The following is a 16,827-nucleotide window of genomic DNA, read 5'->3' as shown; positions in this document are numbered from 1 at the left end:
GTCGGCATATAGCAGCTGATCGCGCAGGACGCGTAAATGACGAGGCCGGCGTGAGTTCACGACATGACACTTGGGTGCTTTCGCGACAGATCTAGTCCGCTGCCCAGAGCTTGGCAGATGCCGAATTCAAGAGGCAGCCTCTCGCATTCTTTCTCTACCGCCCCAGGCGGCAATGCTCGATTCTCGGCGCCGATCATCAACCAAATGGTGACCGCCCGGTTCGAACGGTGCAAAGCGGTCATATCGAGGGTTTGAACCTTCAAGGAGAAGAAAATGAACACGCAATTGAAACGCAAGATCGCCTTCGCCCTGTCGATGGGAATCATAACAACCGGAATTATCTCTTTCGTCCTTCTTGCTCTCAACCTCGGCTTCTCAAAGGGATTTGTCCTGACCTGGCTGCGCTCGTGGAGCATCGGGTATCTGATCGTCATTCCCGCCATTCTGCTGATCGGACCGCGACTACAGGTGCACGTCGATCGACTTGTTCGATGATCCGGTTGCGGGGAAAGGACCGCCGACACGACAATCGTATCGCTTGAAAAAACTCGTTGCGGTCGCTGAGGCTCTTCCATCGCGCCGGGAGACGCTCAAGATCATCTCAAACAGTACCAGGACGCCGATATCGGTTCTTCGAAATCGAAAACCGATCTCACGCCGAGAAGAATGGTCGGACGCAAACCGTACGCCAAAGGGACCGTTCTCTTGCCTGCACGGCTTTTCCGGGACCTTGTACGCGTGCAGGGGCGTTCCCTTGCTCTCGCAAAGACTACGAAGGCCATGCGTTCGATCGGCCCGCAGGCGGTTCTCGGCTGGCTCAAAACACCGGCGAATGTGGTATCCGGAGCGGACAACCGACGAGGTCCGCGCGTCACTGCGGTGAGTGTGCAATACCAGCATAGTTGCTGCACGTCGCGCGGAACCGTGGCAATGCCCAGTCGATGAATGTCCGCACCTTCAAGGCAAGAAGCCCTTGACGCGAATAGACGATATGGATCGGCCTCGCCTCGCTGCCGTAGCCTTTCAGGATCGGTACAAGCGCGCCAGACGATAATTCGTCGGGAACCTGATAGTCGAAGAGGCGGGCGATGCCGACGCCGCTTAATGCTGCGGCAACACAGTTGGCCGCGGTGTTGACCTCGATGCGGCTTCGCGGCACCGCTTCGATCGGTTTGCCCTCGACTTCGAATCCCCAGAAGAATGACCGGCTGTTGAAAATGATGCCCTCGTGGTTCGGCAATTCGGCGGGATGTTGAGGAACGCCATGCCGCTCCAGATAGGCTGGGCTGGCGCATGTCAACAGGCGAAATTCACCGGCCTTGACCGCATAGAGGGAACTGTCGGCGAGTTCGCCAAGCCGAATGGCGACGTCCACCTGCTCGTTTACAAGATGAACTGTACGGTCGAGCGACAGGAGGTTCAACGTCACCTCCGGGTGCTCTTTCATGAACTCCAGCGCAATAGGCAAGACGTACCGACTTCCGAACTCCACTGGCATTGTGATCGTGAGCGTTCCACGCGGTGTTTGATATTCGCCGGAGGCTCGGCGTTCAACCTCCTCGAGGTCTGCCATAATCTTGCGTGCGGCTTCGACGTAATCGCGCCCCGCCTCGGTAAGCTGCAGATTTCGACTTGTTCGGATGATGAGACTCGCGCCGAGGTGCCGTTCAAGATCGGCGACCTTACGGCTGACGCTGGGCAGGGGAGCATTCAGCCTGCGGCTGCCAGCCGACAAGCTGCCGGCGTCGACGACCGCAAGCAGTACCCGCATCGCATCAAATCGATCCATACGGCCCCAACGACTGGAGTGACCGTTCAAAGGTAGCCGAAATCACGTCCGGTGCCTAGATGGCGGCCTCGGTGGCAATCGTTGCCGCGAGCACTTGTACCGGGGGTGCCTCATTCATACGCTCTGGGGCTCAACCAGCCTTGGCGTGACATTTGAAATTCGTATGAGAGGTCGATCACAATGTGGCCAGGACTGCATTCGACAACCGGCTGCCATAATTCGCACGTGTGCTCACCTTCTTTTCCAACGCCTCGATTACCATGGAGGAGAAATTCACGCCGTAGAGCCGCTCAATGTTTTGGAGCCCTCCCGGCGTAAATACATTTATCTCCAAGATCTTGGAACCAATGATATCGAGGCCGACCAAGAACATGCCATCGGCGACCAGCTTCGGTCTTACGATTTCGGCGACCTCAAGGATATCTGGCGTGATCTTCACTGCAGCCGCAGTTCCAGCCGCACTGATGTTGGAGCGGACTTCGCCCTTTGCCGGGATCCGGCGAAATGCCGCATAAGAACCATCCTTTTCCAGCGGCCTGCCGTTCATGAGAAACAATCGTATATCGCCTTCGACGGCATCGGGAAGATAGCCCTGGGCGATCAGGTATCCCTCGCCGCTGACTGCTTCAAATATCTGATTGAGATTGGATTCCTTGCTTGATTTGATCTTGAACACGTGCCGGCCGCCCGATCCTTGGAGCGGCTTGAGGACGACGCCACGCTTCTGGCTGTCGATGAAGGCCCTGATCTCATCCAGGCTCTTGGAAACAAGGGTCGTCGGCCGTATGACCTCGGGGAAGTCTTGAAAATACAGCTTGTTCTGCGCTTTCGCCAAGGCGTCGGGATCATTGACGACGATCACGCCGCGCTCGACCGCAAGGCGTCCGAACATTGCCCCGACATGCGCTGCCCAGGGCCGTTCATCGGCGTCCAGGGATGGGTCGTTGCGCAAGAAGAGAACATCGACATCCACCACGTCAATCGTGTCGGTCGAGGTTTTCTCATTAAGGTTTGCGACGAACGCTTCGGCGTTCTTGGGTTTGCCAGCACCTGGAATGATCGCCCGCATGAAGAGACGGTCATCCGGTCGAAGCACAAAACCATCAGGCGTGACGTAGCAGATATCATGGCCACGGGCCATTGCCGCAAGCGCCAGAGAGGTCGTCGTATAGTACGGAGCCTCGTCCTCGATGGAGTTCACGAAGAAGGCAATGCGCATCTAGCTTTCCTTTGGTTGGACCATGTCTATGGGCCGCATTCCCTGTCTTGCCCTGTCGAGCCTTTCGCGCCCTTCACCGGTGGCGAGAAACAGCGGATAGACGGACGGTTGCTTCAGCAACCCGCGTGCGGCAAGCTCCTCCATGACGCCAAAATGAGAAGAGGCGATCTTTCCCATCCAGAAGGGCTCAAGCGCACCGCCGCGCTTGAGGTGATCCAGGAGCTGAAGCAGTCCTCTCAGGTAGATCGCATCTTTGGCCAGACCGCCGCCTCGGTAAACCCGCAGCGCAAGATTGAACGCCCCGAAGTGCGTGAATTTGTAATCCTCGACCAGACGATTGAACACATGTTCAAAGGGCACGCCTGCAAGCATGTCGGCGCATGCGACGACGCGGGCAGCGATCAACTTCAGCCGTTCCACAGTCATCCCGCCCGATAGGTATTCGGCGAAAACCGCAAGGCCCTCCTGCATCCCTTCGTAGCCAGAAAGGCCAGAGCGAAAGAGCCGCAGGCCTTGCGACGAACCGTTGAAGTAGGTGAGCAGATGGACGCCGATCTCATGGGAAAGAAGTGGCTCCACGCGCCGTCGATCCATGTTGGTCGTTTTTGATATCAGAAGGCGATGATTGGTCACCATCAACCCTGATGGAAGATCATCGCGGAGCTCGATATCGACTTTGAAGTCCGGCCACTCGCGCCGATACATTGCGATCATCGCTTGCGCGCGTTGCGAAACATAGTTGGCGTCCGCATTTGGCGCGTCGGAAGTCCGGTCGTCAAAATCAGCTTGGCCGGCGTTCGAAAGCGTGCCGAGAATGCCTTCGGCTTCGGCAAGGAGAGGCGGTTCGACAGGACCGTACAGCGCTCTTCCGAACTCGGTGAAGCTGGCTGCCTGGCGCGCCGCGATCAAGGAAAGCTGCAAATCCACTTCGCGCTGCTTTTCCCGATAGAGATCGTAGAGAACCGGGTCTTCCATATGATCAAAGGAAACCGAAAAGAGGTGCTGCTTTGCGCTTTCGACCTGGATGGTCAAAGGGCGGTAGAGGAAGGCTGGTTCGCCCTTGAAACTGTTCGACTTGAACTGTTGAAACGCCTGCTGAGCGTTGATGGGGGTAACCGCAAGGAGCACGTCAAAGGCCGATGCGATTTCATCAATGCCGCGGTCGACACGGCTCACGGCATCGACAAAGGCGCGTCGACCCAGGGATCGATGCGATGTCAGTTTCAGGATGCCGCGAGAGCTTATGAAAGCGGCGCATGCTTTTAGCCCGGCGTCGAACAGGGTTGCAATCAGCTGATCTCGAAGCTCTGGGTATATCAGTGCGGACTCCGGCGCGCGGTAAATCGGAGCAAACTCGGCCGATAGGACGGCGCAACCGGGTACAACAGAAATTTCCTCGTCTATCATTGATGGCGGAGCTCCTCGCTCCTCCACCCTTGGCGTACGAAACCGAGCCTCGCTCGCCATGACCGCCTGCGAGAATGTCTCCTTGGCTACAACGGCATTCTCGGTTGACCAGACCGAAACCTCGAAGGGCGGCAGATAGGGCGCGTCGTCGGTAAGGAACTTGTCGCGCCCGAGTTCGCCGCTTCTGACGACCAGGAATGATCCAAACCGTTCAACCGCGATGGCGCTAAGAGCCTGGATGACAGGCATCACCTGCTTTGGGCTCGATGCGAGAAGATACGAAGCGTTTGACTGTGTGACCGACCGGGCAACCTCTTCGGTCTTGCGGGTCTCAACGTAAATGAAGATGAAGGGCAGCAGTCGATCAATATGAAGTCGCCCGCCTTGCGGCAATTCCTTGCGGATCGGCTTATCATCACGCAGACACTGTGCGACCTCCTCCAGCCAATTCTCCTGGACAGCCGATGTCTGGCGCATCATCGAAGTTGCCCCACAATGCGTTCCAGAAGTGGAACGGCCGCCGTTACCGCGTCGCAAAGCTTGCCGAGGACGGCCTTGTCCGGCTGCCCGGTCCACTCATCCATGAATATCTTCTTGAACTCGATGGCAACGGCACATCCCGTCTTGGGGAACTGCTCATGGATAAAGCGGGTTTGCTCTCCCTTGCCCTGGAAGGCGATATTCTCGCTCACGGCCAGCCGCTTGCCTCTGATCTTGAAGGCTCGGAAGTGGTCCATCAACGGATCAACGACATGCGCCCAGCGATCGCGGTCCATCGAGAAGGTACCGATGTTGATATCTGGGGCCTGCTCGGGATCGGTCTGGATGTCGGGACCGGCGCGGCGATGGTTATAGCTGTGGACGTCGAGAAGGACGAACTCCCCGTGGTTTCGCTCGATGCTCTTTAGAAAGGAGCCAAGCATTTCATAGTAGTCATCGTAAACCGTCAGGGAGGCCAAGTGTTTGGAAGCGGGAAGACCGTTTTTCCAGACGGTTAGCCCCCAGGCTTGCTCAGGACGGAAATAGACCGCCTGTTCGCGACTCCGGTTGAGATCGATCTCAAACCGAGAACGATGAAAGACCACCTGGTTCGGCACGCCACTGATCAGGAAGGCTGTGAAGGGGTCTTCCTCACGAAGGCGCTCGGACTCGCTCAAAGCACATAGCGGAAGCAAGTCGTGCCGCATGAGCCGACCGTCATGGATTGCCGTCGCGATGACCGGGGATTGGCTTCTCCTGACGCTCCATAAAGAACCGGTGTCGGGACACGCGCTTTTGGGAACCTCGATCTGGTTTGTCAGTGATCGACCTTTCTGAACCAAGCCCTGCCCAAAGCTGTCGGGACTGCTTTTCCGCCAGCCGGACACGCCGGCGCTCTTTCGTTGCCTCTGCCTCTTCGCGATCTGAAAGGGAGTGGATCATAATCACGACCAGCGATGGCGGGACGATCCTTCAATGGAGGGACGACCGGTCGATGGTTGCAGGACGTTTGCGGACACATAATATCTACCGATTGCAGGCTCTCGCCTCTTAGAAATGAAGGTAGATCGGCATTCGACTTGATCAAGGTGGGAGTACGCGCGAGCGAGTTCGCAAGTAGAACCTCAAGGCTTAAGTGGACTGAGCAAGGGTTGATAGAATCGGCCTCCCTAGGAAACCATCTTGGAGGCACGCCAATCGACAAATGCGGCCAAAAGTGCTGCCAGCAATGCGAGTGATGCCGACATCAGCATCATACCGAGCAGGACATGGGTTGCAGCTGACTTCACAAGGAAAAAGCCGGCAATTGAGGCTATGAATGCTGCGCCAGCAGTTGTCATTGCAGCGGCCAGCCCCGCCGCGGTACCGGCGAGATCGGCGCGCACCGACAGCACGCCTGTGTTGGCGGCGGGCATCATCAGTCCATTGCCGATGCCGATGAGTATGCAAGGCCCAAAGAACGCAAGAGCGTGGGATGTCGCCAACATCGATAGGATCAGGCCAACTAACAGCCCCATGCACGTTACGAGCCGCCCGACAATGAGGGTAGCGCCCAGCGCGTGCTTGGAGGCGTAGCGGCCAGCCAAATAGCTACCCAGGATGAAGCCTGCCGGGACCAACCCCATGTAAAAGCCCAGTTTCGCACTCGAGCCGCCGAGCGTTTGACCGACGGCCAATGGTGCGCCGCCCAGGAAGATGTAAAGCGTCCCCATGGACCAGGCCATGCACAGGGTGTAGACCCAGAACCGCGCCGAGCTCAGGAGCTCTCCATAGGCGGCAAGATAGTTCCCATGCGATCTCTGTGATCCCGTGGCCGTTTCTCTTAAATCAAAACGGGCCAAAGCGAGCATGGCTGCACCAAGGATCGCAAAGACAACAAAGCTCGTCCGCCATGCGAACAACTCATCCAATATCCCGCCAATCATCGGACCGAGCATCGGCGCAAGTGCCCATCCTACGGCGGCGTAACCGATTTTACTCGCGGCTTCGCGCTCGCCCGATGTTTCCTTGATCAGGACGAGGGCGACGGAAAAGCACGCAGCAATGGACGCCTGCATTGCTCGAAACAGGAGGAAAACGCCGATATTGGTCGCCAGTGCACAGCCAACGGACGCGACAATGAAGATAAAGACAGCCATTAATACGACCGGCCTGCGCCCATATCGATCCGTCATCGCTCCTGCGATGACGGATGTCAGCGCCGTGACGGTTGCATAGCCCGTAACCGAAAGATTAACGAGCGCGAAATCAGCTTGGAACGTGGCCGCAATGTTCGGAAGCGACGGCGAGATCATGTTCACCGGCAGCACCGCAAGCGCCGAAAGCAAGATGAGGGTCGCTAGCCGGGGCGGGGCAGTCGTCAGGGTCATGTCCATTTTGCCGGTCAGTTGGGTGCACGACGTCTGAACGGAGTTTTTGCTCGTCATGGTTTTGTCCCTCTTGTCAGTAAGGATTGGCGGAAGTCTGACGAGGCGCGGCCCAATCTGCGGGCATAAAAAAGGCCCCGTCAGGAGCCTGCTTACCGCGCATGGGGTGCTTTCGCCGGATGGCTACACCACCCTGCCCATGCGCCCTATCACCACACCGAGAACCATTGCGATTTTCATGAGGATACAGCTAGACCGGAATTTGCGGGTCGTCAATGCAATCATCCTTTCACTGCACCCCAGGCCTCTTATGGCGATGATCGCTTGGCCCAGGAGTTTATGTCTGCGACAGGGTGCCGACAGCACAGGGCAACAGAGTTATGTGGTGATCTCGCCGAGCTCCAGCTCCCGGCAAAGCAATTTACTGCCACGGCGCGTATCACATAAAGTGGATTGCAATACTCCTCTTTAGCGGCTAAAGCGATGTCGCGCATTCTGGTTTGGGGGGAATATCGCAATGAGGAACATCGCACGTAAAATCATCCCACTTCTTGGTCTGCTGACTATGATGACCGGCAGCACTGTCGTCTATGCCCAGGACGGCAAGACCCTTTCAATTACCGATGACCGCGGGGCCAAAGTCGAGGTTCCACTTCACCCGAAGCGAATAGCGTCGATCTCGTATTTTGCCGATGACGTGGCGCTCGCATTGGGTATCAAGCCCGTTGCCAGCACCTATATGACAGCTGGCCGCGAACCTGACTTTCTTCTTGGCATAACCGCAGGAATGAAGCAGATCGGCCAGCGCGCCAGGCCGAATCTCGAGCTCTTGTCGGAGGCTAAGCCCGACCTGATCGTCGCGATCCGTCGTTACACGGTCGGCAACGCAACGCAACTCGAAAAGATTGCTCCCTTCCTCGCCTTTAACATGGAGCTCCTGGACGGGAGCGACCGCGAGATCGCAGAGCTTTCAAAAATCCTCGGCAATCCTGAGCGCGGCATCCAGCTCAACAAGGAGTTCCGCGCGCACCTTGCCGATTTTGCAGCAAAGGCACCCAAGGACGTGCGTCCCCGGTTCGCGATCATGTGGGGTGGCGAAACACCCTTTGCTTTTCACACCGAAAATACGGCTGCCTCCATCGTTGCTGCTATCGGCGGCGACAACATCGCCGGAAACATGACGCCGGGCGGGGAATTCGGCATCGATCTGAGCCTGGAGACCATGCTCGAGAAGGATCCCGAAGTTCTCTTCATCTACGACTCTGGCCCAGACAGGCCTCATGAGAACAACCCGATCTGGCAGGAGCTCACCGCCGTGAAGAACAAGCGCGTCTTCTACGTCGGCGACCAGTGGGTCGAGACGAACGGTCCGATCGCCCGCGAGATCGTCTTGCGAGAGGCTGCCCACTATCTCTATCCCGATGTGTTTTCTGCCGTCGACGTGAAGGCGGAAGCTGCGAAGATCATTCCGCGTGAGGCCCAGAATTAAAGCTGCTGATCGCGACGATGATGGACGCACGGAAATCCTCAATACTCATTGGGTTCGTCGTCGTCGCGAGCTTGTTGATCATCGTCTTGGGGCTGCTGCCAGGAGCGAAAATGCTATCTCTCGAGAGCGTCCTGCGTGTGCTTTGGGCTCCTGACGGCCAGATCGACTCGATCCTTGTCTGGACCCTGAGGCTGCCACGAAGCCTTGCGGCTTCCATCGCGGGTGCCGGATTGGCGGTTTCGGGGTATCTTCTACAGGCGCTGACGCGCAATCCGCTCGCAGATCCAGGAATCACGGGCGTGACTGCCGGAGCGATCGCGCCTATCGTTGGCTGTTCCGTTCTTCTACCGTGGCTTTCTTCCGCCTATTATCCGTTCGTTGGACTTGCGGGCGGTCTTGCTGCCGCTTCGGTGACCTTCTGGGTGTCGCGCGGCGGAAACGGGCGTCCGCTGCACTTGGCCCTCGGCGGCGTCAGCATTTCTCTCTTCCTGAACGCTATCACGATTTATGTCTTGCTCCTGGCAGGGCCGCAATCGACCGCTCTTCTGTTCTGGTTGTCCGGAGGCTTCCAGGGGCGCACGTGGTCACATGCGATTCATATGCTGCCATGGGCTATCGTTGGCGTGGCAGGCGCCCTGTTGCTGCACCGCGTGATCGCCATGTTTTCCCTCAGCGACCATGCTGCCGCGGGCATGGGTCTCCAACGCAATGTCTGGAAGCCGATTCTCCTGGTTCTGGGAACCTGTCCCGTTGCAGGCGTTGCCCCTGTGGCGGGTCCTGTCGCCTTCGTAGGCCTTGCCGCACCCCATATAGCTCGTCTGCTGAAGCCGCGGGGAGCCGTTTGGGAAATCGCCTTGACTGCGGCCATTGGGGCGCTGATCGTCACCTGTGCGGACCTCATCGGCCGGACGATTGCCATACCCAAGGAATTGCCCGTCGGTATCATCACTGCGCTTTTAGGTGGGCCTATCTTCATCTATCTCATTCAGCGAGGACGTCTCGACTTCAAGGGGCAGGGTGCATGACGGCGGGTTCGCAGGCCCTTCGCAGACCAACACCGTGGCTGTTGCCGACTGCCGTACTGCTTGTCTTCCTGTCCTTCGCAGCCGCGGTTTTTCTCGGTGTAGTGGACATTCCCGCGTCGGACATCGCTGCGGTCCTTACCGGAGATGGCTCACCGGAAGCCCGCTCCATCATCCTCGATATCCGCCTGCCGCGGATCGCCACAGGCATCCTTGCCGGAATTCAGTTCGCTGTTGCGGGATTTTTGCTGCAGACCATCACGCGAAACCCTCTCGCCGACCCATCATTAATGGGGGTGTCGCAAGGGGCGACCTTGACGGTGACGGTCTTCCTTCTTTTCACGGTCTACATTTTTAATCCCGGCTCGAACACAGTGGCCGAACTACCGATCGCCTGGCTGCCAGCCGCCGCCATGGTGGGCGGCATGACTGCAGGCGGCCTCATCTATCTGCTTGCCTTCAAGCTCGACCTCAGCCCACTTCGGATCACGCTCTGCGGAATTGCGATTGGCGCCGTGCTCCATGCTCTTGCCATAGGCCTTATAGCAGGTTGGGGGTCGGCTCGTATCGAGATCATTCTCGAGTGGCTCTCGGGAAGCCTATACGCGCGCACCTGGGAGCATGCGCTCTTCCTTCTGCCGTTCACGATGGCAGGCCTGGTCGTCCTGCCCCTTATCTACCGTCCGTTGGTCCTGTTGCAGTTCGACGCGCCTGTCGCCCGTTCGTTCGGAGTGTCATATCGCAAACAGTTTTCCGTCGCGCTATTGGTGTCCTGCGCCCTTGCTGCGAGCGCCGTCGGCGCGGTCGGGCCGATCGTCTTCGTCGGGCTGATCGTTCCGCATCTGGCTCGCTTCCTGGCCAGACGTCATTTCCCGATCGTACTTCCTTTGACCGTTGTGCTTGGTGCGGTCATCGTCACCCTGTGCGATCTCATCGGCCGTCTTGTCGGTCGCGCCGAGGAGGTTCCAATCGGCGTGGTCACAGCAATCGTCGGTGTGCCGGTCCTGCTCGCCCTTCTACGCAATGCCCCTTGAGATCGGCCATGCCTTTGAGTTGCTCGCAGTTGTCGGTTTTTTACGGTCGTCGCAAGGCGCTCGACAGCTTTCGGCTTTCCTTGAAAAAGGGTGAAATCCGCGCTCTCATCGGCCCGAACGGATCGGGCAAGAGCACGGCCCTGCAAGCGATGGCAGGCCTGATCGCTCCCGCCGAAGGCCACGCCGCAATCGAAGACGTTCCCGTGGCGTCCATGTCGCGACGGACCATTGCCAGGAAACTTGCCTTCCTGCCGCAGCAGCCCTCAGCCCCTGACGAGATGACGATCGCGCAGCTGGTGCGGCAGGGCCGTTTCCCGCATGTCGGTCTGTTCCGCAGCTATAGCCGCAAGGATGAAGCGGCTATCGAGTGGGCGCTCGAAAGCACAGGCCTGACCAGCTTGGCCCATAGAACGCTTCAGCAACTCTCCGGCGGTGAACGGCAACGCGCCTGGATATCGGCGGCGCTGGCACAGGAGGCGGGCATTCTTTTGCTCGACGAGCCGACATCGTTTCTCGACATCGGCTATCAGGTCGAGGTACTCGACCTCGTGCACCGCTTAAGCCGGGAGAGGGGCGTGACGATCGTCATGGCGATCCACGACATTAATCAGGCGATCGCCGTCAGCGACGGCATCTCGCTGCTGGAGAAAGGTGAGCTGCGCTTCGACGGCGAGCCGAAGGCGCTTGCCCAAAGCGGTCTCATCGAAAAGACATTTCGGGTTAAAGGGCGGTTTGTCGAGGTTGCTCCGGACAAGCCGCCGCATTTCGACGTCGAGCTTACACGGCTCCTCCGCCCCGACGCTTGAGAAGACGGAAGACGATCTTGGTCTGGGTGTAGTAATCCAGCGCATCGGCGAAATCCGGCGTCCAGCCGTCCTCAACGAAAGGAATGAAGCTGTCATATTTAAGCTTCCTGCCGGAAACTTCGAAGCCCGCCTTCGCCGCACGGTTGTTTGGGATCTTCTCGTTGTTGTCTTACGCGCGGTTGAATTTTGCTGACTACCGCATCGACATCAAGTTCGTGATCAGACCTGCTTTGATGACGAGCACGGGCCGATTGGTTTGCGGATGACCTATGTCCCTCAGCTGATCGGGCGTCAAGTCTGCCAGTGCCGCTCGTCGAGCGACGGTCCGCCGCCACTGCTGCAAGGCAGCGGTTATCGTTGCTGCGCACGTCAGGGTGGCTCCGAACCACTGTGTTTGCGGCGCGCTGCCGCCAGCGCGAGTTTCTATATGAGCCATCTTCACTCTCCCATTTGAGGTTTGCAGGCGGGAGTGTGCCACGCGGGTGCTTTCGGGCTGTTCGGCTGTGCGTGAAGAAGGAGCAAAAGTTCGACAAGCCGCCGCTAAATCGACGTTAAATCTATCTGCCGAAATGCTATTCTGCGGCAGCGGTCAGAATCTGGAGACGATCCGTGCGCATCAGGTTGCTAGGTGGCCTCGAAGTTACTTCTCCGGAACTCCGGAAAGTCCGCTTCACCACGCGCAAGACTTCGCTCCTTTTTGCTGCCTTGGTCCTCGGAGGCCGCCGCGGCTATCGTCGGGAGCAGCTTTCCGAAGCTTTTTGGCCGGGACGAAGCAATGGGCAGGCCCGCAATAGTTTGCGGCAGGCGCTGGTCGACATCAGGCGGTCGTTCCCGGCTGGCAAGAATGCCACAGTCTACATCGATGGGGACCAGGAGACCGTCGCGCTGGTGACTGGACCGGATGACGTGGACATTTCGATCTTCGACCTGAAACTGGACGGCGGCCGGTCCACTGATCTCGCGTTTGCTGCGGATCTCTACCGCGGTGAGGTGCTTGCTGGCGACACCATCCCGGACGGATTTGATGAATGGTTCAGGCCTCATCAGAGTAAATATCAACGCAAGGCGCAGCAGCTGGTGGAGCGGCTGAGCCTGGCGCTCTCTGGACCCGGCTCTTCAGAAGAAACAGCCTGCGAAGGGCTCGCGGAAAGGCTGCTTGCTTCGGACCCAACTATGGAGGCAGCCCATCGAGCATTGATGCGGATCCACGCTCTGAGGGGGCACGACAACGCGGTCTTGCGCCAGTTCGAGTCCTGTCGAGCTCTCTTGAAGAAGCATCTGCGCGCGGAGCCCGAGGCACAGACGGCCTTCCTGGCGGCTTCGCTGCGATCGCGGGAGGAGACCGAATATCAGCGGAGCGCACCGGGCCTTGACCTCGTGTCGCAGCCGCAGGCCCCTTTAGTCCCAACGAAACATTACGATCGGGCATCGGTTGCGGTGTTGCCATTTCAGAATCTAAGCGGCGACACGGAACAGGATTATTTTGCCGACGGCATAGTGGAGGACATCGTCATCGCCCTGGCTCACTTCCGTCACCTGTACGTGATCGCTCGGAATTCGAGCTTTGCCTACAAGGGTCATGCCGTAGACATAAAGCAGATCGGACGTGAATTGGACGTACGCTATGTGGTCGAGGGAAGCGTGCGCCGGACGGGCGACCGTCTGCGCATCGCCGGGCAGCTCATCGACACTTCGACCGGTGCCCATCTCTGGGCAGATCGTTTTGACGGAACTCTGGCGGATGTATTCGATCTTCAAGATCAGGTCGCCTCAAGCATCGTGGGCGCGATAACACCGAAAGTGGAGGAGGCTGAGATCGAGCGCGCCAAACGCAAGCCGACAGAGAGCCTCGACGCTTACGACTACTATCTGCGCGGGCTGGCGGCCTTTGACCGGACGATCACCGTTAGATCCACCATCGACGATGCCTTGGGGCTGTTCATGAAGGCGATCGACCGTGACCCGGAGTTTGCCATGGCCCATGCTCGGGCGGCACGGTGTTACGCGACCCGAAAAAGCAACGGTTGGATGATCGACCGTGCGCAGGAGATCGCCGAAGCTACCCGACTGGCCAGGAAGGCGGTCGAGCTTGGAAGGGACGATGCGATTGCGCTCTCCTACGGCGGATACGTCCTCGGCTACGTTGGTGGTGACCTCGATGACAGTGCGGCTTGCATCGATCGCGCGCTTGCTCTCAACCCGAATCTGGCCGCTGCTTTGGGCGTCAGCAGCTGGGTGAAAACTTGCTTGGGCGAGCCGGACAAGGCCGTCGAACACGCCGCGCTTGCCATGCGCCTGAGCCCATTTGATCCGCGCCTGTTTGCTTGGCAGTTCAACACCGGGCTCGCTCATTTTTGTGCTGGCCGCTACGATGACGCAGTCGCCTGGGCGGGCAAGTCTTTACGCCACCAGCCGAACTACCCGAGTGCGATGCGTGTCGTGGCGGCCGGTCATGCCCTGGCGGGGCGGTTTGCGGAAGCCCGGGAAATGATCGCTCGCCTATGCGACTTCGACCCTGCGCTGCGCCTTTCAAATCTTGCCGATATACTCCCACCGTTCCGGCGACCGGACGATCGTACTCGGTATATGGAGGCTCTTCGGAAAGCGGGACTGCCGGAGTAACGCCGATCTGTGTAAAGCTGGTCGGACGTAGAAGGCGCGGCGCTTTCAGGCACCATCTCTTTAGGCTTGATTGTCTGGCAGGCAAGGTCGCGGTTGAGAACACAGCGGGGTAAGGGGCAGTTGAGGGCCAGCTCGTCCGCATCGATCCTTGTTATGAAGTTGTGTTGCAGCTCGTGAAACAGACACTCTTTAAGCTGAATGCTCCTCTCACCTCTCCTTTAGCAGACGGCGACAACCTATATCAGCGTTTAATTAACTTTGCAGTATTCGTGCCTCGATAGGAGACATGTATGAACCAGAACCCATATGAGCTTTTGGGCGTGAAGCCGGATGCGGACCAAAAGGAAATTCAAAGCGCTTTCCGCAAGCTCGCCAAGAAGTTCCATCCCGACCTCAATCCGGGTGACAAGCGCGCCGAGACGCGGTTCAAGGATATTTCCGCGGCCTACGAACTTCTGAGCGATGAGGACAAGCGTGCCCGCTTCGATCGCGGCGAGATCGATATGACAGGCGCCGAGCAGGCGCCGCGCAACTATTATCGCGACTACGCCTCGGCGAGCGGCCCTGGCGGCCCCTACCATAATGCCTCCGGCTTCGCCGATTTCGGCGACGCCGACGATCCTTTTGCAAGTTTCTTTTCGCGCCGCAGAAGTGGCGCGCAATTCCGCGCCAAGGGCATGGATCGGCAGTTCTCTATGGAGGTCGACTTCCTCGATGCGGTCAACGGCGCCAAAAAGCAGGTCAGGTTGCCCGATGGCCCGCCCCTCGATGTGCAGATTCCGCCAGGCACCCGAGACGGACAGATGTTGCGACTGCGCGGCAAGGGCGAGCCGGGAATTGGCGGCGGACCGGCGGGCGATGCGCTGATCGATATCCGTGTCCGCCCGCATCGTTTTTTCACTCGTGATGGTGACGATATTCGCCTGGAACTGCCGGTCTCCCTCAGCGAAGCTGTGCTCGGCGGCAAGGTCCGCGTGCCGACACCCTCGGGTCCCGTCAATCTGACGCTGCCGCCGCATTCGAATACAGGCAAGGTGTTGCGACTGAAGGGCAAAGGCGTTGTAAGGCGCGGCGGTGAACAAGGCGATGTCTATGTCACTCTCAAGATCGTCCTGCCCGACAAGCCGGATGATCGGTTGACCGCATTAGTCAAGGATTGGGCCACAACGAGCGCGCAGGATCCAAGAAGGAGCATGGAGTCTGAGCATGGATGATGTTGAATTCCGGCGTTTCCTGAGGATCGACGTCACCGAGTTGAATCTTTGGATCGAGGAGGGATGGCTGGTGCCTGATGCCGTGGAGGAACGGCTGCAGTTCCACGACAGCGACGTCGCCCGCGCGCAATTGATCCTCGATCTTAGCCGGAAGATGGGACTTAACGAGGCCGGCGTCGATGTCGTTATGGACCTGGTAGACCAGCTTCACGGGCTGCGCGGAACCATGCGCCGGCTATTGACCGCGATCAGTCAACAGGAGCAGGAGGTGCAGCAACGGCTGCTGAGCGCTCTCGCCGATCTCGAACGCTATCGCGACTAGGCCGCTGCCGCAATAGCACGGTTCATGTCGCCTCCGTTAGTTCCACGCTTGCGCTCGAAGGCAATTTCAGGCTCGCCGAAGAGATGGCAGCCGGTGGAAAAAAGCTTGGCCTGAGAGACAACCTGCGGCCGGCAGTTCAGATATTCACCCATTCGCAGACTGTTCGGTCCTGCTGCACCGGTGAAAGTTACATCGTCTATTTCAACTTCAGAACCAGACGTCAGCAACCGTGCGTCCATCAAGCGGCAGGTCATGAAAGCTGTGGAGGCCGTCAAAGCGGCGCAGTGGAACTTCCGCCACCTGCTGCGGATCAGCAAGGCGAAGATTGACAGCTATTCTTGTTCGGCCGTCGTCGTTTGGCCTCAAGCTGCGCCAGCTGATAAGGTTGCCGCAGAGTTTGCAGAAATTGAATGAGATCCTGCGAGAACCGCAAATATACGCTGCCATAGCATTGCCTGGGTCTTCCACGGCGACTTCACGACCATCATATCCGTAGGTCCAGAGCACTCCATAGCGGCGGCAGACCGTGCAATTGCAGATCGTGGCATCGGGTATGTCTCCTCGGTACTCCCAACGCACAGCGCCGCAATGACAGGTGCCGCGCGTTATCTTAGGTCCGAATCGTACCGGCCGTCCCATGGCGCGTTTCCATTTGCATGCGCAGCTATTCGCCCGCCAACTGATCGTGGCGCTAATCGCTGGAGAACCCCTTAGCGCCTCTTGGAGGTTCCAAGCTGAACAGCTCGCCCGAGTCTTTGCCCGCTCGGCGAACCCGAGTGCTTCATACCATTGCAACCCAGAGGAGCGCAAGCTTCGTGGCCTGCGTCGTCCATGACACCCAATGCCATGGCCAAATGCGGCCATATGCGGTGAACCCGTGGCTCGAACGGGGTCACCGTTGGCCCCGCAAACCTAGCGTGAAGCTCATTGCAGGAGTATTTCTTCGTATAAGGCCAGCTCCACCTTTAGCTCTCAGGGAGGAATCAGACCTCAAAGCTGCGGGTGCAGATCGGCCGTTCCAACTCTGGATCTCTAACTCGTGGATGGCAGGAAACTC

The 16,827-nt window shown here is 58.5% G+C and carries 16 protein-coding genes and 1 pseudogene; 8 read left to right on the top strand and 9 right to left on the bottom strand.

Going from position 1 to position 16,827, the window contains the following annotated elements:
• Positions 1-273: 273 nt before the first annotated feature.
• Positions 274-495 (top strand): DUF2798 domain-containing protein, encoded by a 222-nt coding sequence (locus EV130_RS18040; RefSeq protein ID WP_074064219.1) that lies wholly within the window; start codon positions 274-276, stop codon positions 493-495.
• Positions 496-871: 376 nt separating this feature from the next.
• On the opposite strand, the gene EV130_RS18035 is transcribed toward EV130_RS18040, so the two are convergent.
• From EV130_RS18035 to EV130_RS18015, 5 genes are all read right to left on the bottom strand, one after another.
• Positions 872-1,789, bottom strand: coding sequence for a LysR family transcriptional regulator (locus tag EV130_RS18035; RefSeq protein WP_074064220.1), 918 nt, complete (start codon positions 1,787-1,789; stop codon positions 872-874).
• A 175-nt stretch (positions 1,790-1,964) separates the two neighbouring features.
• Positions 1,965-3,008 carry a glutathione synthetase gene (locus tag EV130_RS18030; protein ID WP_074064221.1) on the bottom strand — a complete coding sequence of 348 codons (1,044 nt, stop codon included), beginning with the start codon at positions 3,006-3,008 and terminating at the stop codon, positions 1,965-1,967.
• Positions 3,009-4,895: a flavohemoglobin expression-modulating QEGLA motif protein gene (locus tag EV130_RS18025; RefSeq protein ID WP_132550967.1), complete on the bottom strand. Its 1,887-nt coding sequence runs from the start codon at positions 4,893-4,895 to the stop codon at positions 3,009-3,011.
• Entirely contained in the window at positions 4,892-5,632 is a 741-nt protein-coding gene (locus EV130_RS18020) for an N-formylglutamate amidohydrolase (RefSeq protein WP_245520075.1), read from the bottom strand. The genes EV130_RS18025 and EV130_RS18020 overlap by 4 nt, the downstream gene beginning before the upstream one ends.
• Positions 5,633-6,064: 432 nt before the next feature.
• A complete protein-coding gene (locus EV130_RS18015; RefSeq protein WP_342635850.1) occupies positions 6,065-7,204 on the bottom strand; it encodes an MFS transporter in 1,140 nt (379 codons plus the stop codon).
• A 574-nt stretch (positions 7,205-7,778) separates the two neighbouring features.
• Here EV130_RS18015 and EV130_RS18005 point away from each other — a divergent pair.
• Genes EV130_RS18005 through EV130_RS17990 form a run of 4 tightly spaced genes read left to right on the top strand, consistent with a single transcriptional unit; the run spans position 7,779 to position 11,612 of the window.
• Positions 7,779-8,750 carry an ABC transporter substrate-binding protein gene (locus EV130_RS18005; protein WP_132550961.1) on the top strand — a complete coding sequence of 324 codons (972 nt, stop codon included), beginning with the start codon at positions 7,779-7,781 and terminating at the stop codon, positions 8,748-8,750.
• 20 nt (positions 8,751-8,770) lie between these two features.
• A complete protein-coding gene (locus EV130_RS18000) occupies positions 8,771-9,775 on the top strand; it encodes a FecCD family ABC transporter permease (protein ID WP_132551013.1) in 1,005 nt (334 codons plus the stop codon).
• The gene (locus EV130_RS17995; RefSeq protein ID WP_074064225.1) at positions 9,772-10,806 is read left to right on the top strand and encodes a FecCD family ABC transporter permease; all 1,035 of its coding nucleotides are present in this window, start codon (positions 9,772-9,774) and stop codon (positions 10,804-10,806) included. Before EV130_RS18000 ends, EV130_RS17995 begins: the two co-directional genes overlap by 4 nt.
• An 8-nt stretch (positions 10,807-10,814) precedes the next feature.
• A complete protein-coding gene (locus EV130_RS17990; RefSeq protein ID WP_074064226.1) occupies positions 10,815-11,612 on the top strand; it encodes an ABC transporter ATP-binding protein in 798 nt (265 codons plus the stop codon).
• Here EV130_RS17990 and EV130_RS33395 read toward each other — a convergent pair.
• Both EV130_RS33395 and EV130_RS17980 read right to left on the bottom strand, forming a co-directional pair.
• Positions 11,584-11,745 (bottom strand): annotated as a pseudogene (locus EV130_RS33395) (class I SAM-dependent methyltransferase); the annotation flags it as partial. The gene EV130_RS17990 and the pseudogene EV130_RS33395 sit on opposite strands and share 29 nt — an antisense overlap.
• Before the next feature lie 60 nt (positions 11,746-11,805).
• Positions 11,806-12,048, bottom strand: a complete 243-nt coding sequence (locus EV130_RS17980) for a DUF1127 domain-containing protein (protein WP_132550959.1) — start codon at positions 12,046-12,048, stop codon at positions 11,806-11,808.
• A 470-nt stretch (positions 12,049-12,518) separates the two neighbouring features.
• On the opposite strand from EV130_RS17980, the gene EV130_RS17975 reads away from it, so the two are divergent.
• The 3 genes from EV130_RS17975 to EV130_RS17965 all read left to right on the top strand — a co-directional run bounded on the left by EV130_RS17975 (position 12,519) and on the right by EV130_RS17965 (position 15,770).
• On the top strand, positions 12,519-14,234 hold the full coding sequence (locus EV130_RS17975; RefSeq protein WP_245520071.1) for a BTAD domain-containing putative transcriptional regulator: 1,716 nt from the start codon (positions 12,519-12,521) through the stop codon (positions 14,232-14,234).
• A gap of 290 nt (positions 14,235-14,524) precedes the next feature.
• Positions 14,525-15,448 (top strand): DnaJ C-terminal domain-containing protein, encoded by a 924-nt coding sequence (locus EV130_RS17970; RefSeq protein ID WP_132660937.1) that lies wholly within the window; start codon positions 14,525-14,527, stop codon positions 15,446-15,448.
• Positions 15,441-15,770, top strand: coding sequence for a chaperone modulator CbpM (locus tag EV130_RS17965; RefSeq protein WP_132550955.1), 330 nt, complete (start codon positions 15,441-15,443; stop codon positions 15,768-15,770). The genes EV130_RS17970 and EV130_RS17965 overlap by 8 nt, the downstream gene beginning before the upstream one ends.
• Here the strand turns inward: EV130_RS17965 and EV130_RS17960 are convergent.
• Complete coding sequence (locus EV130_RS17960) at positions 15,767-15,997, bottom strand: hypothetical protein (protein WP_132550953.1); 231 nt, start codon at positions 15,995-15,997, stop codon at positions 15,767-15,769. The genes EV130_RS17965 and EV130_RS17960 overlap by 4 nt on opposite strands.
• Positions 15,978-16,409: a GFA family protein gene (locus EV130_RS34390; RefSeq protein WP_074064231.1), complete on the bottom strand. Its 432-nt coding sequence runs from the start codon at positions 16,407-16,409 to the stop codon at positions 15,978-15,980. Before EV130_RS34390 ends, EV130_RS17960 begins: the two co-directional genes overlap by 20 nt.
• Positions 16,410-16,827: the final 418 nt, after the last annotated feature.

The sequence above is a fragment of the Rhizobium azibense genome (genome assembly GCF_004342325.1).
GTDB lineage: Bacteria > Pseudomonadota > Alphaproteobacteria > Rhizobiales > Rhizobiaceae > Rhizobium > Rhizobium etli_B.
Note: the sequence above shows the minus strand (reverse complement) of the source record. Positions and strands in the feature narration are given on the sequence as shown.

Excerpts from the sequence above, each read along its gene's own strand:
- EV130_RS18025 (WP_132550967.1), bottom strand. The coding sequence starts at position 4,895 with ATGATGCGCCAGACATCGGCTGTCCAGGAGAATTGGCTGGAGGAGGTC.
- EV130_RS18035 (WP_074064220.1), bottom strand. The coding sequence starts at position 1,789 with ATGGATCGATTTGATGCGATGCGGGTACTGCTTGCGGTCGTCGACGCC.
- EV130_RS17995 (WP_074064225.1), top strand. The coding sequence starts at position 9,772 with ATGACGGCGGGTTCGCAGGCCCTTCGCAGACCAACACCGTGGCTGTTG.
- EV130_RS18030 (WP_074064221.1), bottom strand. The coding sequence starts at position 3,008 with ATGCGCATTGCCTTCTTCGTGAACTCCATCGAGGACGAGGCTCCGTAC.
- EV130_RS17990 (WP_074064226.1), top strand. The coding sequence starts at position 10,815 with ATGCCTTTGAGTTGCTCGCAGTTGTCGGTTTTTTACGGTCGTCGCAAG.
- EV130_RS17970 (WP_132660937.1), top strand. The coding sequence starts at position 14,525 with ATGAACCAGAACCCATATGAGCTTTTGGGCGTGAAGCCGGATGCGGAC.
- EV130_RS34390 (WP_074064231.1), bottom strand. The coding sequence starts at position 16,409 with ATGGGACGGCCGGTACGATTCGGACCTAAGATAACGCGCGGCACCTGT.
- EV130_RS17980 (WP_132550959.1), bottom strand. The coding sequence starts at position 12,048 with ATGGCTCATATAGAAACTCGCGCTGGCGGCAGCGCGCCGCAAACACAG.
- EV130_RS18000 (WP_132551013.1), top strand. The coding sequence starts at position 8,771 with ATGGACGCACGGAAATCCTCAATACTCATTGGGTTCGTCGTCGTCGCG.
- EV130_RS18005 (WP_132550961.1), top strand. The coding sequence starts at position 7,779 with ATGAGGAACATCGCACGTAAAATCATCCCACTTCTTGGTCTGCTGACT.
- EV130_RS17965 (WP_132550955.1), top strand. The coding sequence starts at position 15,441 with ATGGATGATGTTGAATTCCGGCGTTTCCTGAGGATCGACGTCACCGAG.
- EV130_RS18040 (WP_074064219.1), top strand. The coding sequence starts at position 274 with ATGAACACGCAATTGAAACGCAAGATCGCCTTCGCCCTGTCGATGGGA.